Below are 18,006 nucleotides of genomic sequence, written 5' to 3' on the forward strand. Positions count from 1 at the left end.
CCGTGCCGCAGTGGGACGACCGACCGCTGGTGGGCCGGGAGGCCGAGCTCGCCCGGCTGCTCGCCGTGGTCGACCGCGCGCTGCAGGGGCACCCCTCCGCGGTGCTCCTCGCCGGCGACGCCGGCGTCGGCAAGACCCGGTTGCTGGACGAGCTGGCCGCCCGTGCAGCTGAACGCGGCCTGCGCGTGCTGACCGGGCACTGCGTCGACCTCGGCGACGTCGGCCTGCCCTACCTGCCCTTCGTCGACCTGCTCCGCGCGGTGGCCGCGGGGTCGGGGCAGCCCGGGCTGCCGGAGCTGCTCTCCGGGCGGGGCGCCCCGGCCGTCCCCGAGCTGCCGGCGGGGGACGCCGCCGACCTCGGCCGTCCGCTGGTCCGCCGTCCCGTCGCCGACGGCGGGCGGCTGCAGCTGTTCGAGTCGGTCGCGGCGCTGCTGGGCGAGCTGGCCGCGCAGACCCCGCTGCTCGTGGTCCTCGAGGACGTGCACTGGGCCGACCGCTCCAGCCGCGACCTGCTGCGCTACCTGCTCGCCCGGCTGTCCGACGAGCCGGTCGCACTCGTCGCCTCCTACCGCTCCGACGACCTGCACCGCCGCCACCCGCTGCGCCCGCTGCTGGCCGAGCTGGTGCGGCTGCCCCTGGTCGAGCGGCTGGAGCTGGCGCCCCTCCCGGACGCCGCCGTGGGGGAGCTGGTGCGCAGCCTGGCCGCCGACGTACCCGACCGCACCGTCGAGGACGTCGTCGCCCGTGCCGAGGGCAACGCCTTCTACGCCGAGGAGCTGCTCGCGGCGGGCCTCGACGGGGAGACGCTGCCGATGGGACTGACCGACGTGCTGCTGGCGCGGGTCGAGCAGCTCGGCGAGGCGGCCCAGCAGGTGCTGCGGGTGGCCGCGGTCGCGGGCCGGCGGGTGCGGCACGACCTGGTCGCCGCGGTCAGCGGCCTGCCACCGGTCGAGCTGGACGCCGCGCTGGCCGAGGCGGTGCACCACCACCTGCTCGTGGTCTCCGACGACGGCCGCTACCGGTTCCGGCACGCCCTGCTGCGCGAGGCGGTCCTCGCCGACCTGCTGCCCGGCGAGCGGGTGCGGCTGCACGCCACGACCGCCCGGTACCTCGCCGGGAACCCCGGCGCCGGGACCGCCGCCGAGCTGGCGCACCACGCCCGCGGCAGCAACGACCTCGCCGGCGCGTTCTCCGCGTCGCTGGAGGCGGCGGCCGAGGCGTGCCGGGCCGGTGCGCCCGCCGAGCAGCTCCAGCACCTGGAGGCGGCGCTGGCGCTGTGGCCGGCGGTGCCCGACGCGGCCGCCCGCGCGGGTGGGGACCAGTCGGCGCTGCTGCTCGACAGCGCGGCCGCCGCCCGCACCGCGGGGGAGCCGCAGCGGGCGGTGGCGCTGATCCGGTCGGCCCTCACCCTGCTCGGTCCGGACGGCGACCCGATCGAGCGCGCGCGGGTGCACTACCGGCTGGCCCAGGCGCTGAGCCGGGTCGAGGACCAGGCAGCGGCCTACCAGGAGAGCAGCCGGGCGATGGCGCTGGTGCCGGCCGACCCGCCGTCCCCCGTGCGCACCTGGGCCGCGGCCACCCACGCGCGCACCAGCTGGTCGCTGGGCCGCCGGGCGGAGGCCGACGCGGCGGCCGACGAGGCGCTGGCCAGTGCGGACGCGCTCGGCCTGGACAGCGCCTGGGCCGACACCGCGGTGTCCCTGGCCCGGATGCGCGGCGGCAGCGACCCGACCCGGTGGCTCGAGGAGGCCCTGGTGCGGGCCCGGCGGTCGGGCGACACCGACGTCGAGGTGCGCGTGCTGTTCAACCTCGCCACCGTGCCCTACGAGGCCGGGGACGTCGGCGCGGCACTGCGGCGGGTCGACGAGGGACTGGCCCGGGCCGCCGAGCTGGGCGTCGAGTGGTCGTACTACGGCGCCGAGCTGCGCCACCTGGGCGTGTCCGCCCGCTACGTCGCCGGGGACTGGGACGGCAGCCTGGAGCTGGCCGACCGGCTGGCACGGGTACCGGAGATGGCCGCGCACGTACGGGCCGCGGGTCTGCTGGTGCAGGTCGGCCGGGGGGACCCGACGGCCGCCGAGCGGGTCGTCTGGGCGCGCGGGCTGACCGGCCGGCTCGATGCGCACGTCCTGCTGGAGCTGGCCGCGGCCGGGGCGGAGATCGACCTCGCCGCCTGGGCGGGGGATGCCGCGACCGCCGTCGAGCGGGTCCGGGCGGCGGTGCGCCACGTGCGGACGTACTGGGACGTCGACCGGCTCGCCGTCCTCCGGCTGGTCGCGACCGCACTGGCCCCGGTCGGGGACGCCGCCGCGGCCGCCCGGTCGCAGGGCGACGAGGCCGCGGTGCGGCGCTGGACCGGCGTGGGGGAGGAGCTGGTCGCCCAGGCCCGAGCCGCGGTGGAGGACCGCGTGCGCGACGTCGGGCCGTTCGGTGTGGAGGCGGCCGCCTGGCAGGCCCGGGTCGAGGCCGAGGCGGCACGGCTGGCCGGCCGCGCGGCACCGGAGCTGTGGCGGGCCGCGGTCGACGCCTTCGGCTACGGGCACGTCTACGAGCAGGCCCGCTCGCGGTGGCGGCTGGCCGAGGCGCTGCTGGCCGCCGGCGACCGGGCGGCTGCGGCCGAGGAGCTGCGCGCCGCCGCGGAGGTCGCCGCCCGGCTCGGTGCGACGCCGCTGCGCTCGGCGGTCACCGCCCTGGCCCGGCGGGGGCGGCTGGACCTGCCCGGGGTGGGCCGGGTGCCCGCGGCGGCCGCCGTGTTCACGCCCCGGGAGGCCGAGGTGCTGCGGCTGCTGGCCCAGGGCCGCACCAACCGGCAGATCGGCGCGGAGCTGTACATGAGCGAGAAGACGGCGAGCGTCCACGTCAGCCGGATCCTGGCCAAGCTCGGCGCGGGCGGGCGTACCGAGGCGGTGGCCCTCGCCGCCGCCCGCGGACTGCTCACCCCGGCTCCGGGCTGACCCCGGGCGCGATCGTGCTCGCCCCGGCCGCCGTCCCGAGGTGGCCACCGCACTGCCGGCGCTCCTCGTGGGTTGCCGGTACCGCAGCGCCGGCGATGCACGAGGAACGTCGGCAGTGCGACCTCAGAGCATCGTGCGGAGGCGCTCGCGGCGGGCGCGCAGCACGTCGACCGACGCCGACGCCGATGGTGGGCCGGGCACGGCCTTGCGCAGCTCGGTGTGCACCACCCCGTGCGGTCTGGAGGTCTTGGCCGCGACCCGGGCGACGAGCCGGTTGACCTCCCGCCGGAGCTCGGCGGCGTCACGCCAGGAGCGGCCGGCGTCGTCCTCGTCGGGGTGGTCCTCGACGATGGGCAGCTCGCCGGTGTCGTCGTCGGAGTGGGCGCGCTGGGCGATCCGGATCCGCAGTTCGTCGTCCCGCTTGGCCAGCAGCGACGCCGTCTGCTCGGCGGTGAGCAGGCCCGGGATGCCGAGGAAGTCATCCTCCTCGGCGGCGAGCGGCTCGGCAGCGGGTCGGCCCTCACCGGTGTGCGCGGTGCCGCTGGCCAGCACGTGCGCGAACCGGGCGTCGGCCTCCAGCGCCTGGAACTGCTTCATGGTGACCGGCTCGCGCTCCTTGGGAGGCAGCGGCTCCAGGTCCAGCTCGTCGCCCTGCACCGTCTTCGGCGGCGGCATGACGTGGTTGCGCTGCTCCTCCATCGAGGCGGCGAGGCCCAGCAGCGGCCGGACGGCGGGGAGGAACACCGTCGCCGACTCGTGCGAGGCCCGGGCACGGACCACGCGGCCGACGGCCTGCGCGAAGAACAGCGGCGTCCGGTAGGAGGTCATCCAGGCGAGGACGGCGGCCCGCGGGACGTCGACGCCCTCGGAGATCATCCGCACGCAGACCGCGATCCGGGCCGAGCCGTTGGCGAAGCGCTCGATCCTCTTCGACGCCTTGGGGTCGTCGGAGAGGATCAGCTCGGGCGCCTTGCCGGTGACCCGGCGGACGATCTTGGCGTAGGCGCGTGCGTCGTCCTGGTCGCTGGCGAGGATCAGCCCGGCGGCGTCGGGCATGCCGCCGTCCTCGCGCAGGTGGGTGATCCGGTCGTCCATGGCCGCGATGACGTGCGGCACCCACTGGCCCTTGGGGTCCAGCGCGGTGCGCCAGGCCTGCATCTCCACCGACCGGGTGCCGGCCTCGGACAGCGAGGCGGCGACCACCTCGCCGGCGGAGTTCCGCCACCGCGACGTCCCGGTGTAGGCGGCGAAGACGACCGGGCGGACGACGTTGTCGGCCAGCGCCTCCTTGTAGCCGTAGGTGTAGTCGGCGCGGCTGACCAGCCCCATGCCGCCCTCGCCGTCGTCGCCCTCGAAGCCGTCCTCCTCGTAGCGGACGAAGGGGATGCGCTCGTCGGGCTTGGTGCGGAACGGCGTCCCGGTGAGGCACAACCGGCGCGCGGCGAAGCCGTAGGCCTCCTCGACCGCCTCGCCCCAGGAGAGCCCGTCACCGGCGTGGTGCACCTCGTCGAGGATGACCAGCGTCTTGACCGCGGTGGAGCGGGCGGCGTGCAGCATCGGCTTGCCGGCGACCTGCGCGTAGGTGGTCACGTAGCCCTGGGTGCCGGCGCGCACCGGGCCGACGGCGTTGGTCAGCCCCGGGTCGAGGACGATGCCCATCCGGTCGGCGGCGTCGGCCCACTGCAGGCGCAGGTGGTCGGTGGGGCAGACGACGACCACGCGGGCGACCTCGCGCCGCTGCAGCAGCCGGAACGCGAGGGTGAGGGCGAAGGTCGTCTTGCCGGCGCCCGGGGTCGCGGTGACCAGGAAGTCCTTGGGGGACTCCTGCTCGTACTTCTCCAGAGCGGCCTGCTGCCAGACCCGGAGCGGTCGGCTGGTCCTCTGCGGGGCGACCGCCTCCGCGCGTGCTGCACTCGCCATGTCGAGGGTCATCCTGCCTGCGGGACGAGCAACACGCCCAACCGGCCGCCTCCCGCGCGTCCCGCGTGCGACGACGTATGGCGTCCGCCGACGAGGCGTCGACCTGCACAGATGCCGGTGGGCGCCGCGCGGTGTGGCGATCGTCTCGCGCGCCGGACGGGCCGTTCCGTCTCGCGGACCCCAGTGGCCCCTCGGGTCAGGACGGCGCGACGACCGGCAGCCCCGCGTCGGTGGCTGCCTGCGCCAGCCGCTCGTCGTACACCACGAAGGCGTCCAGAGCCGACCCGAGGCTCAGGGCCGTCGCCAGGTGGAGCGCGTCCAGGCTGCGCAAGGACGGCGGTCCGAGATCGGCGGCCGTCTCGAGCAGGTCCCGGGTGACCGGGACCAGGTCCACCCCGGTCAGGAGTGTCCGGGCTCGGGGCACGCCGGCAGGGGCGGCGCGGGCCACGGCACGGATCAGCTCGACCCTCACCAGGTCGCTGGCCGCGACCGAGAGCGGGGCCCGACTGGTCAGCCACCCCTCCAGTGCTGCCGACTCCGGCTCGTCGAGCACCAGTTTCACGAGGGCGGAGGAGTCGATCGCGATCACAAGCGCTCGGCGCGCTGCTCGTCGAGAGCCTCGGACGCGCTGAGCGCTCCGGCTGGAGGCGGAACCCGGTCGGGAATGCGGAACGGAGCGCTGGCGGGGACCAGCCGCCCTTCGGCGATCAGCCGCTCACGTGTCGTCGCCGCGGGGGACGGCGGGGACAGGACCGCGATGAGCTCACCGCGCTCGGTCACCTCGACCGTCTCGCCGGCCTTGACGAGCGCCAGGTACCGACTCGCGTTCTGCCGCAGCTCGCGCACCCCGATGCGGGTCATGCCCGGCACCGTAGCACCAGATGTGCTACTGACGACGACTCAGCGCCGGCCCCGCAGCGCGAGCAGGGCGCCGGCGGTGAACAGCACCGCGGCGAGGACCGCGTACAGCGAGGGCTCACCGCCGCCGAGCAGGTCGTCGACGAGGGCGCCCTCGTTGTTGGCGGCGTTGAACGTCGCGTGCACGATCCCGGCGGCCAGCAGGCTGCCGGCGGCGCCGCGGACGGTGGCACCCACCAGGGAGCGCATCAGCACGCCGAGCACGAGCAGGCCGCCGAACGCGAGCACGAGTCGGCCGGGCGCCAGGTCGCCGGTGAAGGACAGCGGCAGGTGGGCCGCGGCGAACGGGACGGCGGTGAGCGCCGCGGCCGGGAGGAAGCCGTGCCTCTGCTCCAGCCGCCCCTGGAAGAAGCCGGCCCAGACCGTCTCCTCCCACAGGTGCACGAGCAGCACCGCGGTCAGCACGGAGGATGCGCCCCAGCCGAGCGTGGCGAGCAGGTCGCCGACCTGCAGGCCGGCCCCGGCGACCAGCCCGACGGTGAGGGTCAGCACCGGCAGGGCCAGCAGCACCGCCGCCCACCAGCCGGCACCGAACCGCCACCGGACCGCTCGGCGGAGCAGCGCCCGGACGGCGGGGCGCCCGTCGGCGACCGCGGTCACCCACAGCGCGGCGGGCAGCATCACCAGCAGCGTCGTCCCGAGGGCGAACGGCTCCTGGGGCAGCGGGCCGCCGGGTAGGACCCCGTGCGCGGTGAGCGCCGGGACCGACATCAGCGGCCACCCGACGCCGAACAGCAGCACGAGGAAGGCGGTCAGCGGGCGCTGCGCGACCCGGTCGCGGAGGCCGCCGGGCGAGGCGGGGACGGGTCGGCGGGCGCCGGTCGTGGACATCCCGGGACTGCTCTCCGGTTCGGTGGCGCTCACCGGGCGGGGACGGACGACGTGCCGGTCTCCTGCTGCTCGGCGGTGCCGCGACCCCGGACGAGGGGCGCGGTGACCGCCGTGAGGAGGACGAGGGCCAGCACGGCGAACAGCACCGGCTGACCCCCGGACAGCAGGTCGTCGACGACCGAGTCCTCGCTGTTGCCGGCGTTCCACACGGCGTGCAGGACCGCGACGGCGAGCACGCTGCCGGCGGTCCCGCGCAGGACGATCCCGGCCAGGAGGCGGAACGGCAGCGCGACGGCCAGCACGAACCCCAGCTCCAGCAGCACCGAGGACGCGGTGAACTCCTTGGCGAACGACAGGGGGACGTGGATGGCTGCGAAGGCCACGCCGGTCAGGGCGGCCGCGGCCACGAGACCGTGCCGGCGCTCCAGGTGGACCTGCACGAAACCGGCCCAGACGGTCTCCTCCCAGAGGTTGACCAGGAACAGGGGCAGCAGGGCGGCCAGCGTGCCGCTCAGCAGGACCGACGGCAGGTCCGAGGTCTGCAGGCTCCGGCCGGACAGGAGGCCCAGGACGACGGTCCCCACGGGCACGGCGAGCAGCACGGCGACCCACCAGCCGAGGCCGAACCGCCAGCGGAACGTGCGGGCGAACAGCCGCCGCACTCCCGCGCGGCCCTCCGCGACGGAGACCACCCAGACGGCGGCGGGGAGCATCACCAGGACGGTGAGCGCCAAGGCGAAGAACTCGCCGCGGAGCTGCCCGCCCGGCAGCAGGCCGTGGAACGCGAGCGCGGGCACGCCGAGGACCGCCCACCCGAGGGGGAGGGCGACGAGCAGGAAGGCGGTCACGGGACGGCGGGCCACCCAGCCGCGCCAGCCGCCGCCGGTGCGATCGCCGGTGCGGGGGACCGTCGGCACGGGGGTGCGCCGGCCGTCGTGGAGAGCGGACACCTCAGGACCTGCTTCCGGTTCGGGGGAGGGGAGGCCTGTCCAGGGCGCGGGCCGGGAGGACCGACGCGGTGGGCAGGGCGGCCAGGTCGCGGGCGAGGACGACGTCGGCCTCCCGCTCGGCCTGCACGAGGCACAGGCACCGGCAGTCGTCGGGGAGGAGCCAGGCGGCACACCAGCGGATCGCCGTCCCGGCCGAGCCGAGCCGGGTCACCGCCCGGTGCAGGGCGTGGTGCATCTCCACCGCGTCACCCACGGACGGCGGGCAGCTGCGGAACTGGACGACGAAGAACTCCCCCTGGTGCCGCCGCCCGCCCATGCGGCCACGCTCCCGCCGGGCGGCGGCGTCCGCGTCGGGAGATCCCCGGACGGCGGTACGGGTCCTCGCCCGAACCCGTACCCGGCCGCTACGGTCCCCGGCCATGGGAGGCCGGGCAGCTCCCGCGGCGGGGCTCCGGCTGCCGGCCGAGCGCAGCTCGTTCGTCGGCCGGCGGGCCGAGCTGGCCGGGCTGCGCGGGCTGCTGGCGGAGTCCCGGCTGGTGACGCTGGTCGGGCCGGGCGGGGTGGGCAAGACCCGGCTGGCCCTGCGGGTGGCCGAGGAGCTGCGCCGGTCCTTCCCCGACGGGGTCACGCTGGCCGACCTGACCGCCGTTCGCGATCCCGCGCTCGCCGCCGCGCAGGTCGCCGCCGCCTTCGACGTCATGGACAGCACGGGCCGCTGGCTGCCGGCGTCGCTGGCCGACGTCCTCGGCGAGCGGCGGGTGCTGCTCGTGCTGGACAACTGCGAGCACCTGCGCGACGCCTGCGCCGTGCTGCTCGACGCACTGACCCCCGCCTGCCCCGGCCTGTCGGTCCTGGCCACCAGCCGGACGCCGCTGGACCTGCCGGGGGAGGCGCTGTGCGCGGTGCCGCCCCTGCCGGTCGGTGCGGGGTCGGAGGCCGTGGAGCTGCTCGTCCAGCGCGCCCGGGCAGCGGCCCCCGGCCTCCTCCTGACCCCGGAGGACGACGCCGCCCTCGCCGAGCTGTGCCGGAGGCTGGACGGCATCCCGCTGGCGATCGAGCTGGCCGCCGTCCGGCTGCGCAGCCTCACCCCGGCCGAGCTGCTGGACCGGCTGGACGACCGGTTCGGGCTGCTGCGCCGTCCCGGGCCTGCGGGGCCGGACCGCCACCGCACGCTGCGGGCGACGGTGGAGTGGAGCGCAGACCTGCTCGGGGGACGCGAGCGGCTGCTGTGGGCGCGCGCGGCGGTCTTCGCCGGGAGCTTCGACCTGGCGGCCGCCGCGGCGGTGTGCGCGGACGAGGAGCTGCCGGCCGACGACCTGCTCGACGCGATCGGCGGCCTGGTCGACGCCTCCCTGCTGACCGTCGTCCGGAACAGCGCCGGGAGTCGGTTCGGGATGCTGGAGACCGTCCGGGCGTTCGGCCGCGAGCTGCTCGCGGCCTCCGGGCAGGCGGAGGCGGTCCGCCGGCGGCACCGCGAGTGGGTCACCCGGCTCGTGGCCGACGCGGCGGCGGAGTTCCTCGGGCCCGGGCAGGTCGCCGCCTTCGACCGGCTCGCCACGGTGCACGCCGAGCTCGCCGGCGCGGTGGAGCACTGCCTGCGCACACCCGGCGAGGAGGCGGCCGGCCTCGCCGTCGTCGCCGACGCGTGGCTGTACTGGGCGGCCCGCGGCCACCTCGGCGAGGGACGGCGCCGGCTGGACCTGCTGCTGCGCGCCGTGCCGGCACCCTGCGCCGAGCGGACGCGGGGGCTCCTCGTCGCCGGCTACCTCGCGCTCGTCGCGACCGATCCGGAGGCCGCCGTCCCGCTGCTCAAGGAGGCGGCGCGGGACGCGCAGGCCCTGGACCTGCCGGTGGTGGCCGCGCTGGCCACCCAGTACCTCGGCCAGGCGGCGCTGTTCCGGGGGGACCTGCCCGCCGCGGACCGGCTGCTGCGCGCGGCGGCCGCTCTGCACGCGGCGGTCGGGACGGCGGCCGGCGCGTTCTGCTGGGCCGACGTCGGGGTGGTGGCCCTGCTCGCCGGCGACCTCGGGGCCGCCGACGCGGCCTTCGGCACGAGCCTGGCGACCGCCGCTGACCCCTGGACGCGGTCCCACGCCCTGTGGGGCCAGGGCCTGGTGCGGCTGGCCGCCGGCGACCCCGCGGAAGCCACCCGGTTCGAGGAGCAGGCGCTGCGGCTCATGCGCGAGGTCGACGACCGCAGCGGCGTCGCGCTCTGCGTGACCGCACTCGGGTGGACGGCGACCGCCCGCGGGCACGCCGAGACGGCCGCTCGGCTGGCCGGCGCCGCCGAGGCGGTCTGGCGGTCGGTGCCGGCGCGGCAACCGGCCCCGCTGACCACGATGGACGCGCACTGGACGGGGAGAGCCCGCCGCGCGCTCGGCGAGCAGCGGTGGGGCGCCCGGTACGCGGAGGGCAGCGCCCTGGAGCGGGCCGCGGCGGTCGCCCTCGCACTGGGCGAGGAGCCCGCGGCGGGGACCCCCGCGCCATCCGGGGCCGGCCCGTTGACCCGCCGCCAGCGGGAGGTGGCCGACCTGGTGGCCCAGGGGATGACCGACCGGGAGATCGCCGCCCGGCTGGTCATCTCACCGCGGACGGCGGAGTCGCACGTCGAGCAGATCCTCACCCGGCTGGGCTTCCGCTCCCGGGCGCAGATCGCCGCGTGGACCGCCGCCCAGGCACCTTCGTAGTCACCGCAGGCAGGCGGCGTCCCCGGGCTGAGCGGAGCCGTGCGCTCGAGTGCGCTCCTCGGGGCCCCGCCTCAGTCGGCGGGCTCGTCCACCCAGTCGGGGCCGTTGACCTCACCGGGGCCGGCCAGGTCGGCGGCGTCGACGATGGTGTACGCGTAGCCCTGCTCGGCCAGGAAGCGCTGCCGGTGGGCGGCGTACTCGGCGTCGAGGGTGTCGCGGCTGACCACCGTGTAGAAGTGCGCCTGCCGGCCGTCGGCCTTGGGGCGCAGCACCCGGCCCAGTCGCTGGGCCTCCTCCTGGCGCGAGCCGAAGGTCCCCGACACCTGGACGGCGACGGCGGCCTCGGGCAGGTCGATGGAGAAGTTGGCGACCTTGGACACCACCAGGGTCTTGACCTCCCCGGCGCGGAAGGCGTCGAAGAGCTTCTCCCGCTCCCGGTTGGTCGTCGACCCCTGGATGACCGGGGCGTCGAGCGCCCGGCCGAGCTCGTCGAGCTGGTCGAGGTAGGCGCCGATGACCAGCTTCTGCTCGTCGGGGTGCCGGTCGAGCACCCGCCGGATGACCGGCAGCTTCGACGTCGCGGTCGCGGCGATCCGGTACCGCTCCTCGGGCTCGGCGACCGCGTAGGTCATCCGCTCCTCGTCGTCGAGGGACACCCGCACCTCGATGCACTCGGCCGGCGCGATGTAGCCCTGCGCCTCGATGTCACGCCACGGTGCGTCGTAGCGCTTCGGGCCGATGAGAGAGAAGACGTCGTCCTCGCGGCCGTCCTCGCGCACCAGCGTGGCGGTCAGGCCCAGCCGACGGCGGGACTGCAGGTCGGCGGTGAGCCGGAAGATCGGTGCGGGCAGCAGGTGCACCTCGTCGTAGACGATCAGGCCCCAGTCCTGGGCGTCGAACAGGTCCAGGTGCCGGTACTCGCCCTTCCGACGGGTGGTGATCACCTGATAGGTGGCGATGGTGACCGGGCGGATCTCCTTGCGCTCGCCGGAGTACTCGCCGATCTCCTCCTCGGTCAGCGAGGTGCGGGCAATCAGCTCGCGCTTCCACTGCCGCCCGGCGACGGTGTTGGTCACCAGGATCAGCGTGGTCGCCTTCGCCTCGGCCATCGCCGCGGCGCCGACCAGCGTCTTGCCCGCGCCACAGGGGAGGACGACGACGCCCGAGCCGCCGGCCCAGAACCCCTCGACCGCCTCCTGCTGGTAGTCGCGCAGGTGCCAGCCGTCCTGGGCCAGCTCGATCGGGTGCGCCTGGCCGTCGACGTAGCCGGCCAGGTCCTCGGCGGGCCAGCCGATCTTGAGCAGGGCCTGCTTGAGCCGCCCGCGCTCCGACGGGTGGACGACCACGGTGTCCTCGTCGATCCGCGCGCCCAGCATCGGCGCCACCCGCTTGCTGCGGACGACCTCCTCGAGCACCGCGCGGTCGGAGGTGGTGAGCACCAGCCCGTGCACCGGGTTGTTGGCCAGCGTGAGCCGGCCGAACCGGTCCATCGTGTCGGCGATGTCGACCAGCAGCGCGTGCGGCACCGGGTAGCGGGAGTGGCGGACCAGTGCGTCGACGACCTGCTCGGCGTCGTGCCCGGCGGCCCGCGCGTTCCACAGCGCCAGCGGCGTCACCCGGTAGGTGTGCACGTGCTCCGGGGAGCGCTCCAGCTCCGCGAACGGCGCGATCGCCGCGCGGCAGTCGCGGGCGGCGGGGTGGTCGACCTCGAGCAGCAGGGTCTTGTCCGACTGGACGATCAGGGGGCCGTCAGACACGCGGGACCTCTCGGGAAGGGGGAGGGGACGGCGGCCACGCAGGGCCGCCGCCAAGATAACCACCGGGGCCGACAGGTCCTTCCCGTCGAGCGCGCTGCGGACCGCCCGGCCGGCCCTGCTGCAGGGCCCCGCCGCGAGCCCGTGAGCGGTGGGGGGCAGCGGGGTTCTTCGTCAGGACGACGGGGCCAGGTCGTCGTCCTCGACCAGGGCCACCGAGGTGATCCGGTGGACGGCGAAGGTGCGGCTCTCCCCGCGGCGCTCGTCGTAGCCCTGCAGGAAACCACCGGCCAGCGACACCGGCTGGACGACGCGCTGGCTGCCGCTCCCCTGGGCGTCGACGTAGCCCAGCCACACCGGCACGCCCTCGCGGACCGCGCGGGACAGCAGCTCCAGCGTGCCGGCGGTGGTGACGCCGGGGACCTGCCGCACCGCCTCACCCCGGCGGGCGGCGAGAGCAGCGTCCCCGGCCCGGATCTCCCGCACCGTGGCGGCCAGCTCGTCGCCGGTCAGCGGCCGCGGCGCCTGCGGGGCGGAACCCCCGGGACGGCGGCCCGCGGCGCGCGGGCGGGCCGGTGGGCGGGTGAGGACGGTGCCGCCCGGGGACTCGCCGGCCGGGGCGTACCCGGCCTCGCGCAGCACGGTGAGCACCTCGTCGGCGCCGAGCCCGCTGACCAGGACGCCGGGTGCCAGGCGGCGCAGCTCGGCGGTCGCCGTCCGCCGGTCGTTGAGCACCTGGGAGAGCAGCCCGTGGTCGTCGGAGCGCACGTAGCTCTCGATGGCGCCGACCCGCAGCCGGCCGTGCTGGCGGGCCACGTCGTCGACCAGGTAGTCGAGGGCCTGGGGCACCGGCGTCCGGGAGGCGCGCGCGAAGAAGTCGTGCAGGTCGGTGGCCGACCAGCCGGCGTCCAGGGCGCGGCGCACGCTGGACTCCGACACCCGGAAGACCGTCGCCCCGCCCGAGGACTCGACGTCGGCGACGACGGCGAGGGTGTCCGCGAGCTCGGCGACCAGCGGGCCGGGCGCCACCAGCGACAGGTCGGGCTGGGCCAGCACGTGGTCGACCGGGTCGGGCAGCAGCCCGCGCATGCTCATCGCGGCGCCGTCCTCGCCGGTGGCCAGCAGCCCGCGGCCGCCGGCCGACAGCACCCCGCCGACGACGGCTCCCAGCCGTGCGGCCTCCGCGAGCAGGTCGGGCACCGGGGCCAGCCGGTCCGCGCGCCGCGGGGTGCGCCAGCGCAGCAGCGCGACCAGGTCGTCGGCGGCCACGCCGCGGCCCGGCGGGTACTCCGCGAGCGCGGTGAGGGCCGAGCGCCGGATCGCCGGGGCGGTGTGCCGCACCAGGTCGGGGGAGAGGGCGTTGACCGCCTTGCCGGCGACGTCGCGCTGCCCGGCCAGCGAGGGCAGCCGGACGGTGGCCAGCCAGCCCGCCGCGAGGGTGGCCCAGCGGTCGGGCAGCTCCTGCTCGCGCCACAGGTCGAAGGCCCGCGTGGGCAGCCACTCGTCGCGGTGCGGGCCGCCGACGTCGAGCAGGCCGGCGGCGTACGCCAGCTCCAGCAGCCAGCCGGCGTCGGGCTCGGGGACCTTCAGCGCGCGGGCCAGCCGCTTCTGGTCGCGGACGCCGACGCCCCCACTGCGCAGCAGCCCCGCGGGTTCCTCCTCGAGCAGGGCCAGCAGCTCACCGACCCGCCCGATGACCTCCATCGCCGCACCCGCGGCCTGGCGGTCGACCACGGCCGGGTCGCGCTCGACGACCACCGGGTCCGGCCGCAGCCGGGGCGGGCCGTAGGGCAGGCTCCCGCGCAGCTGCAGCCCGATCTCGCGGGGCAGCTCCACGTTGAGCGCGTCGATGCGGGCCAGCAGCGCGCGCTGCAGCAGCCGGCGGGCGGGGGAGGAGCCGGGGCCTTCGGTGTCCGGCAGGTGGCCCACCGGCCGGTCGCCGGCCAGCCGCTCCAGCACGTCGCGCTCCTCGGCCGGCAGCTCGGCCAGCGCCTCCGGCAGGTCCGCGGGGAGGGCCAGCCGCAGCTCGACCGCCCGGCGTCCCAGGCCCGCCGGGTACCGGACGGCGCGGCGCACCGGCTCCGGGGCGTGCAGCACGTCGTCGCCCCACAGCAGCGCCCGCGTGGTCAGCCGGTCGACGGCGGCCTCGAGCACGTCGTCGGGCACCGCCGGCAGCGCGGCGGGCAGGTCGGCGGCGTCCACCCCGTCGGTGTCGGCGAGCAGCACCACGTCGAGCACCTGCAGCGTGGCGGCGTCCAGCTCGTCGAGGGCGCGGTCGACCGACACCGGCACGGCCAGCCGGCTGGCGAGGGCGACGACGTCGGAGGGCGCGGGGCGGGCCACGTCGGGCCGGGCGGCCAGCAGTGCACCGAGCTGCTCGTCACTGCGGGTGCGCAGCCAGGAGGCGAGCGTCGCGGGGGCTGGCGAGGACATCCGGTCCACGTTACGTCGCCGTCCCCGCCGCCGCCCCTGCCAGCATGGGAGCGTGATCCCGGCCGCCGACGACCCGCAGACCCGCTCCGCGCTGACCGGCTACCAGGCAGGCGCGCTGCGCTGGCTGGCCGGCGGGGTCATCGCCGTGGTCCTCGGGGTGCTGCTCGCCGCCGCGGCGGTGACCATCGCCCGCGACTCCGGGCAGCGGTTGCCGCTGGCCGGCCTCCTGGTCGTCTGCCTGGTCTTCGTCGGCTCGGTCGCGGCCACCGCCGGGGCCGGCGCGCTGCTGCGGTCCCACCGCTGGCTCCGGGCGCTGCGCACCGTGCCGTGGCAGACCGGCGTCCTGCGCATCGCGGGCCCGGCGGTGCTCTCCTTCGAGCCCGAGGGCTACGACGAGCTCGACCCCACGGCGGACCCGGTGCGGCTGCGGCTGGAGAGCACCGCGGTGTGGCGGACCCGCGCGGTCCAGCAGTTGCACGACGCGGTGGTGCGCGCCGCGCCGGTCGGGCCGCGGGAGTGGGTGCTCACCGCGGACGGCGTCCCGACGGTCTACGGCGCCCGCGCGGTGCGCCACCACTGACCCGACGCAGGGGCGTACTGCGTGCATCCGGGGTACTGCATCAGCCAAGATGCACGGCAGACGCGGGCACCGGGCGGTGTCCCGCACGGACAGCGCACGACGGAGGGCACGGCGACATGGCCAAGCGAAACGCGAAGCACGAGCACCTGGTGGAGCCCACCTGGGGTCAGTCGGACGACGGCGGGGCACCGGTGACGGAGTTCCTCGCGGTGTCGGCCGGCCCCCTGTCGCCCTTCGGTGAGGACCACGACTTCCCGCTGCCGCCCAGCCGCCTGCGGTACGCCCACCCGACCGACAAGCCGAACCGGGCCGGCGTCCAGGCGGGCGAGTAGTAGAAGGACCCCCCTGCCCCCCGCAGCTCGCAAGCTCGCAGCGGGCCCCTGCAGGGGGGCCGACATCGAGGAGGAAGAGCATGACCCAGCCCGCGCTGCCGTCCTACAGCAGTGGCACCTCGACCGTTCCGCTCCTCGGGGACACGATCGGCGCCAACCTGGACCGGACGGCGACGCGGGTGGGCGACCACGAGGCGCTGGTGGAGTGCGCCACGGGTCGCCGCTTCAGCTATCCGGAGTTCGTCGCCGAGGTCGACGCGGTCGCCCTGGGGCTGGACGCGCTGGGCGTCGCCAAGGGCGACCGGGTCGGCATCTGGGCTCCCAACTGCGCCGAGTGGGCGTTCGTGCAGTACGCGACGGCGAAGCTCGGCGCGATCCTGGTCAACATCAACCCGGCCTACCGCACCCACGAGCTGGCCTACGTGCTGGAGCAGGCCGGCATCTCGGTGCTGGTGAGCGCGCCGGAGTTCAGGACCAGCGACTACCGGGCGATGGTCGCGGAGGTCCGCGAGGACTGCCCCGACCTGCGGGAGGTCCTGTTCCTCGGGGACGACGCGTGGGAGCAGCTGCTGACCACCGGGCGGGCGGGCGACCGGGAGCTCCTGGTCCGGCGCGAGGCCGAGCTGTCGGCCGACGACCCGATCAACATCCAGTACACGTCGGGCACGACCGGCTTCCCCAAGGGTGCCACGCTCACCCACCACAACCTGCTCAACAACGGGTTCTTCGTGGGCGAGGGCTGCGGCTACACCGAGGCCGACCGGATCTGCATCCCGGTGCCCTACTACCACTGCTTCGGCATGGGCATGGGCAACCTGGCGGCCACCAGCCACGGCGCCACGATGGTCATCCCCGCGCCCGGCTTCGACCCGGCGGCCACGTTGCGGGCGGTGCAGGACGAGCGGTGCACCTCGCTGTACGGCGTCCCGACGATGTTCATCGCCGAGCTGGCGCTGCCGGACTTCGGCACCTACGACCTCTCCAGCCTGCGCACCGGCATCATGGCCGGCTCGCCGTGCCCGGTGGAGGTGATGAAGCGGGTGGTCTCGGAGATGGGCATGACGGAGGTGACCATCTGCTACGGGATGACCGAGACCTCGCCGGTCTCCACCCAGACCGGCGCCGACGACGACCTCGACCGGCGCACCTCCACCGTCGGGCGGGTGCACCCGCACCTGGAGGTCAAGGTGATCGACCCCGAGACCGGACTGACCGTGCCACGGGGGACGCCGGGGGAGTTCTGCACCCGCGGCTACTCGGTGATGCTCGGCTACTGGGACGAGCCGGAGAAGACCGCGGAGGTCATCGACGCCGCCCGCTGGATGCACACCGGCGACCTCGCGGTCATGGACGCCGAGGGCTACCTCAACATCGTCGGCCGGATCAAGGACATGGTCATCCGCGGCGGCGAGAACGTGTACCCGCGCGAGGTCGAGGAGTTCCTCTACACCCACCCCGACGTGGTCGACGCCCAGGTCATCGGGGTGCCCGACGAGCGCTTCGGCGAGGAGCTCATGGCCTGGGTGCGGCTGCGCGAGGGCGCCGAGCCGCTCACTCCCGAGGCGCTGCGCCAGTTCTGCAGCGGCAGGCTGGCCCACTACAAGATCCCGCGCTACGTCAAGATCGTCGACGGGTTCCCGATGACGGTCACCGGCAAGGTGCGCAAGGTCGAGATGCGCGAGGTCTCGGTCCGGGAGCTCGGGCTGGAGGCGGCCGAGGCGGTCCGCAACGCCTGACGGAGGACCCTTCCAACCCCACCCTCGCGGGCTCGCGGCGGTGCCCTGGAGGGGGTCGTTGCTCAAGCGGGTGCGCAGGGCACCACCAGGGCCCGGTGGTCCGACAGCGGCAGCCGCACGGACTCGGCCGGACCGGTCGCGGCGATCGGTCCGCGGGCCAGCACGTGGTCCAGCTGCCGGGCCGGCTCGTCGACCGGGAAGGTCGGCGTCGTGGCCGGCGCCAGCGGCCGCAGCCCGCTGACCCGCTCCGCCTGGCCGGCCTGCATGTTCAGGTCGCCCATCAGCACCAGCGGCTCGCGGGTCCCGGTGAGCGACCGCACCAGCTTCGACAGCTGCAGCGCGCCCCAGCCCGGGACGAACGACAGGTGGGTGTTGCAGACTGTGAACTGGCCCGACGGCCCGTCGAGGACGGCGGCGACGGCGACCCTCGGCTCGTCGCCCACCAGCTTCGGGCGGGGGGCGCCGCGGAACCAGACCGGTACCCGGCTGCGCAGCGCGGGCAGCCGCACCACCCGCCAGGACACCACCGGGTAGCGCGACAGCAGCGCGATGCCGTAGGTCGCCGACCCCGGTTGCTCGTCGCCGGTGGCGGCCATCCAGGTGCCGCCAGGGGTGCCGTGCAGCGCCGCCACGAACTGGGAGTCGACCGCGCCCATCGCCTCGGCGGCGACCGCGGTGAGGTCCGAGCCGAGGGATCGGGGCTGGTCCCGGTCGACCTCCTGCAGCCCCAGCACGTCGGCGTCGAGGTCCTTCACCGCGGTGGCGAGGCGCTCGACGTCGACCCGGTCGTCGACCGGCGAGCGGCCGTGGAGGATGTTGAAGGTCGCGATCCGCACGGCTGTTCCTGTGCCCCGCGGGCCGCCGTCCACACCGCCACGTTCCGGCGGGCGAACCCCGGGTAGCAGCCACTG

Annotated in this window: 14 protein-coding genes; 5 read left to right on the forward strand and 9 right to left on the reverse strand. The window is 76.1% G+C overall.

Going from position 1 to position 18,006, the window contains the following annotated elements:
• The first annotated feature begins 2 nt into the window (after positions 1-2).
• Positions 3-2,954, forward strand: coding sequence for an ATP-binding protein (locus GOBS_RS03945; RefSeq protein WP_012947000.1), 2,952 nt, complete (start codon positions 3-5; stop codon positions 2,952-2,954).
• A 123-nt stretch (positions 2,955-3,077) separates the two neighbouring features.
• Here GOBS_RS03945 and GOBS_RS03950 read toward each other — a convergent pair whose 3' ends face one another.
• The 6 genes from GOBS_RS03950 to GOBS_RS03975 all read right to left on the reverse strand — a co-directional run bounded on the left by GOBS_RS03950 (position 3,078) and on the right by GOBS_RS03975 (position 7,889).
• A complete protein-coding gene (locus tag GOBS_RS03950; RefSeq protein WP_012947001.1) occupies positions 3,078-4,874 on the reverse strand; it encodes a DEAD/DEAH box helicase in 1,797 nt (598 codons plus the stop codon).
• Between the two features lie 196 nt (positions 4,875-5,070).
• Complete coding sequence (locus tag GOBS_RS03955; protein ID WP_012947002.1) at positions 5,071-5,463, reverse strand: type II toxin-antitoxin system VapC family toxin; 393 nt, start codon at positions 5,461-5,463, stop codon at positions 5,071-5,073.
• Positions 5,460-5,735, reverse strand: a complete 276-nt coding sequence (locus tag GOBS_RS03960) for a type II toxin-antitoxin system Phd/YefM family antitoxin (RefSeq protein WP_012947003.1) — start codon at positions 5,733-5,735, stop codon at positions 5,460-5,462. Before GOBS_RS03960 ends, GOBS_RS03955 begins: the two co-directional genes overlap by 4 nt.
• Before the next feature lie 39 nt (positions 5,736-5,774).
• Entirely contained in the window at positions 5,775-6,623 is an 849-nt protein-coding gene (locus GOBS_RS25170) for a CPBP family intramembrane glutamic endopeptidase (protein WP_012947004.1), read from the reverse strand.
• A gap of 29 nt (positions 6,624-6,652) precedes the next feature.
• The gene (locus GOBS_RS03970) at positions 6,653-7,573 is read right to left on the reverse strand and encodes a type II CAAX endopeptidase family protein (protein ID WP_012947005.1); all 921 of its coding nucleotides are present in this window, start codon (positions 7,571-7,573) and stop codon (positions 6,653-6,655) included.
• Between the two features lies 1 nt (position 7,574).
• Entirely contained in the window at positions 7,575-7,889 is a 315-nt protein-coding gene (locus tag GOBS_RS03975; RefSeq protein WP_012947006.1) for a hypothetical protein, read from the reverse strand.
• 103 nt (positions 7,890-7,992) lie between these two features.
• On the opposite strand from GOBS_RS03975, the gene GOBS_RS03980 reads away from it, so the two are divergent.
• Complete coding sequence (locus GOBS_RS03980) at positions 7,993-10,260, forward strand: ATP-binding protein (protein ID WP_012947007.1); 2,268 nt, start codon at positions 7,993-7,995, stop codon at positions 10,258-10,260.
• Between the two features lie 71 nt (positions 10,261-10,331).
• Here the strand turns inward: GOBS_RS03980 and GOBS_RS03985 are convergent, their stop codons facing one another.
• Complete coding sequence (locus tag GOBS_RS03985) at positions 10,332-12,017, reverse strand: DNA repair helicase XPB (RefSeq protein WP_012947008.1); 1,686 nt, start codon at positions 12,015-12,017, stop codon at positions 10,332-10,334.
• A gap of 171 nt (positions 12,018-12,188) precedes the next feature.
• On the reverse strand, positions 12,189-14,447 hold the full coding sequence (locus GOBS_RS03990) for a helicase C-terminal domain-containing protein (RefSeq protein WP_012947009.1): 2,259 nt from the start codon (positions 14,445-14,447) through the stop codon (positions 12,189-12,191).
• A 52-nt stretch (positions 14,448-14,499) separates the two neighbouring features.
• On the opposite strand from GOBS_RS03990, the gene GOBS_RS03995 reads away from it, so the two are divergent.
• From GOBS_RS03995 to GOBS_RS04005, 3 genes are all read left to right on the forward strand, one after another.
• A complete protein-coding gene (locus GOBS_RS03995; protein ID WP_012947010.1) occupies positions 14,500-15,027 on the forward strand; it encodes a hypothetical protein in 528 nt (175 codons plus the stop codon).
• A gap of 116 nt (positions 15,028-15,143) precedes the next feature.
• The gene (locus GOBS_RS04000) at positions 15,144-15,359 is read left to right on the forward strand and encodes a hypothetical protein (protein ID WP_012947011.1); all 216 of its coding nucleotides are present in this window, start codon (positions 15,144-15,146) and stop codon (positions 15,357-15,359) included.
• 80 nt (positions 15,360-15,439) lie between these two features.
• Entirely contained in the window at positions 15,440-17,095 is a 1,656-nt protein-coding gene (locus tag GOBS_RS04005; RefSeq protein ID WP_012947012.1) for an AMP-binding protein, read from the forward strand.
• 62 nt (positions 17,096-17,157) lie between these two features.
• Here the strand turns inward: GOBS_RS04005 and GOBS_RS04010 are convergent, their stop codons facing one another.
• Entirely contained in the window at positions 17,158-17,931 is a 774-nt protein-coding gene (locus GOBS_RS04010; protein ID WP_012947013.1) for an endonuclease/exonuclease/phosphatase family protein, read from the reverse strand.
• Positions 17,932-18,006: the final 75 nt, after the last annotated feature.

The organism is Geodermatophilus obscurus DSM 43160 (assembly GCF_000025345.1).
GTDB classification, from domain to species: Bacteria; Actinomycetota; Actinomycetes; order Mycobacteriales; family Geodermatophilaceae; genus Geodermatophilus; species Geodermatophilus obscurus.

Bases quoted from the DNA above. Each gene is read 5' to 3' on its own strand.
- GOBS_RS03950 (WP_012947001.1), bottom strand. From the start codon at position 4,874: ATGGCGAGTGCAGCACGCGCGGAGGCGGTCGCCCCGCAGAGGACCAGC.
- GOBS_RS03960 (WP_012947003.1), bottom strand. From the start codon at position 5,735: ATGACCCGCATCGGGGTGCGCGAGCTGCGGCAGAACGCGAGTCGGTAC.
- GOBS_RS25170 (WP_012947004.1), bottom strand. From the start codon at position 6,623: ATGTCCACGACCGGCGCCCGCCGACCCGTCCCCGCCTCGCCCGGCGGC.
- GOBS_RS03975 (WP_012947006.1), bottom strand. From the start codon at position 7,889: ATGGGCGGGCGGCGGCACCAGGGGGAGTTCTTCGTCGTCCAGTTCCGC.
- GOBS_RS03980 (WP_012947007.1), top strand. From the start codon at position 7,993: ATGGGAGGCCGGGCAGCTCCCGCGGCGGGGCTCCGGCTGCCGGCCGAG.
- GOBS_RS03990 (WP_012947009.1), bottom strand. From the start codon at position 14,447: ATGTCCTCGCCAGCCCCCGCGACGCTCGCCTCCTGGCTGCGCACCCGC.
- GOBS_RS04000 (WP_012947011.1), top strand. From the start codon at position 15,144: ATGGCCAAGCGAAACGCGAAGCACGAGCACCTGGTGGAGCCCACCTGG.
- GOBS_RS04005 (WP_012947012.1), top strand. From the start codon at position 15,440: ATGACCCAGCCCGCGCTGCCGTCCTACAGCAGTGGCACCTCGACCGTT.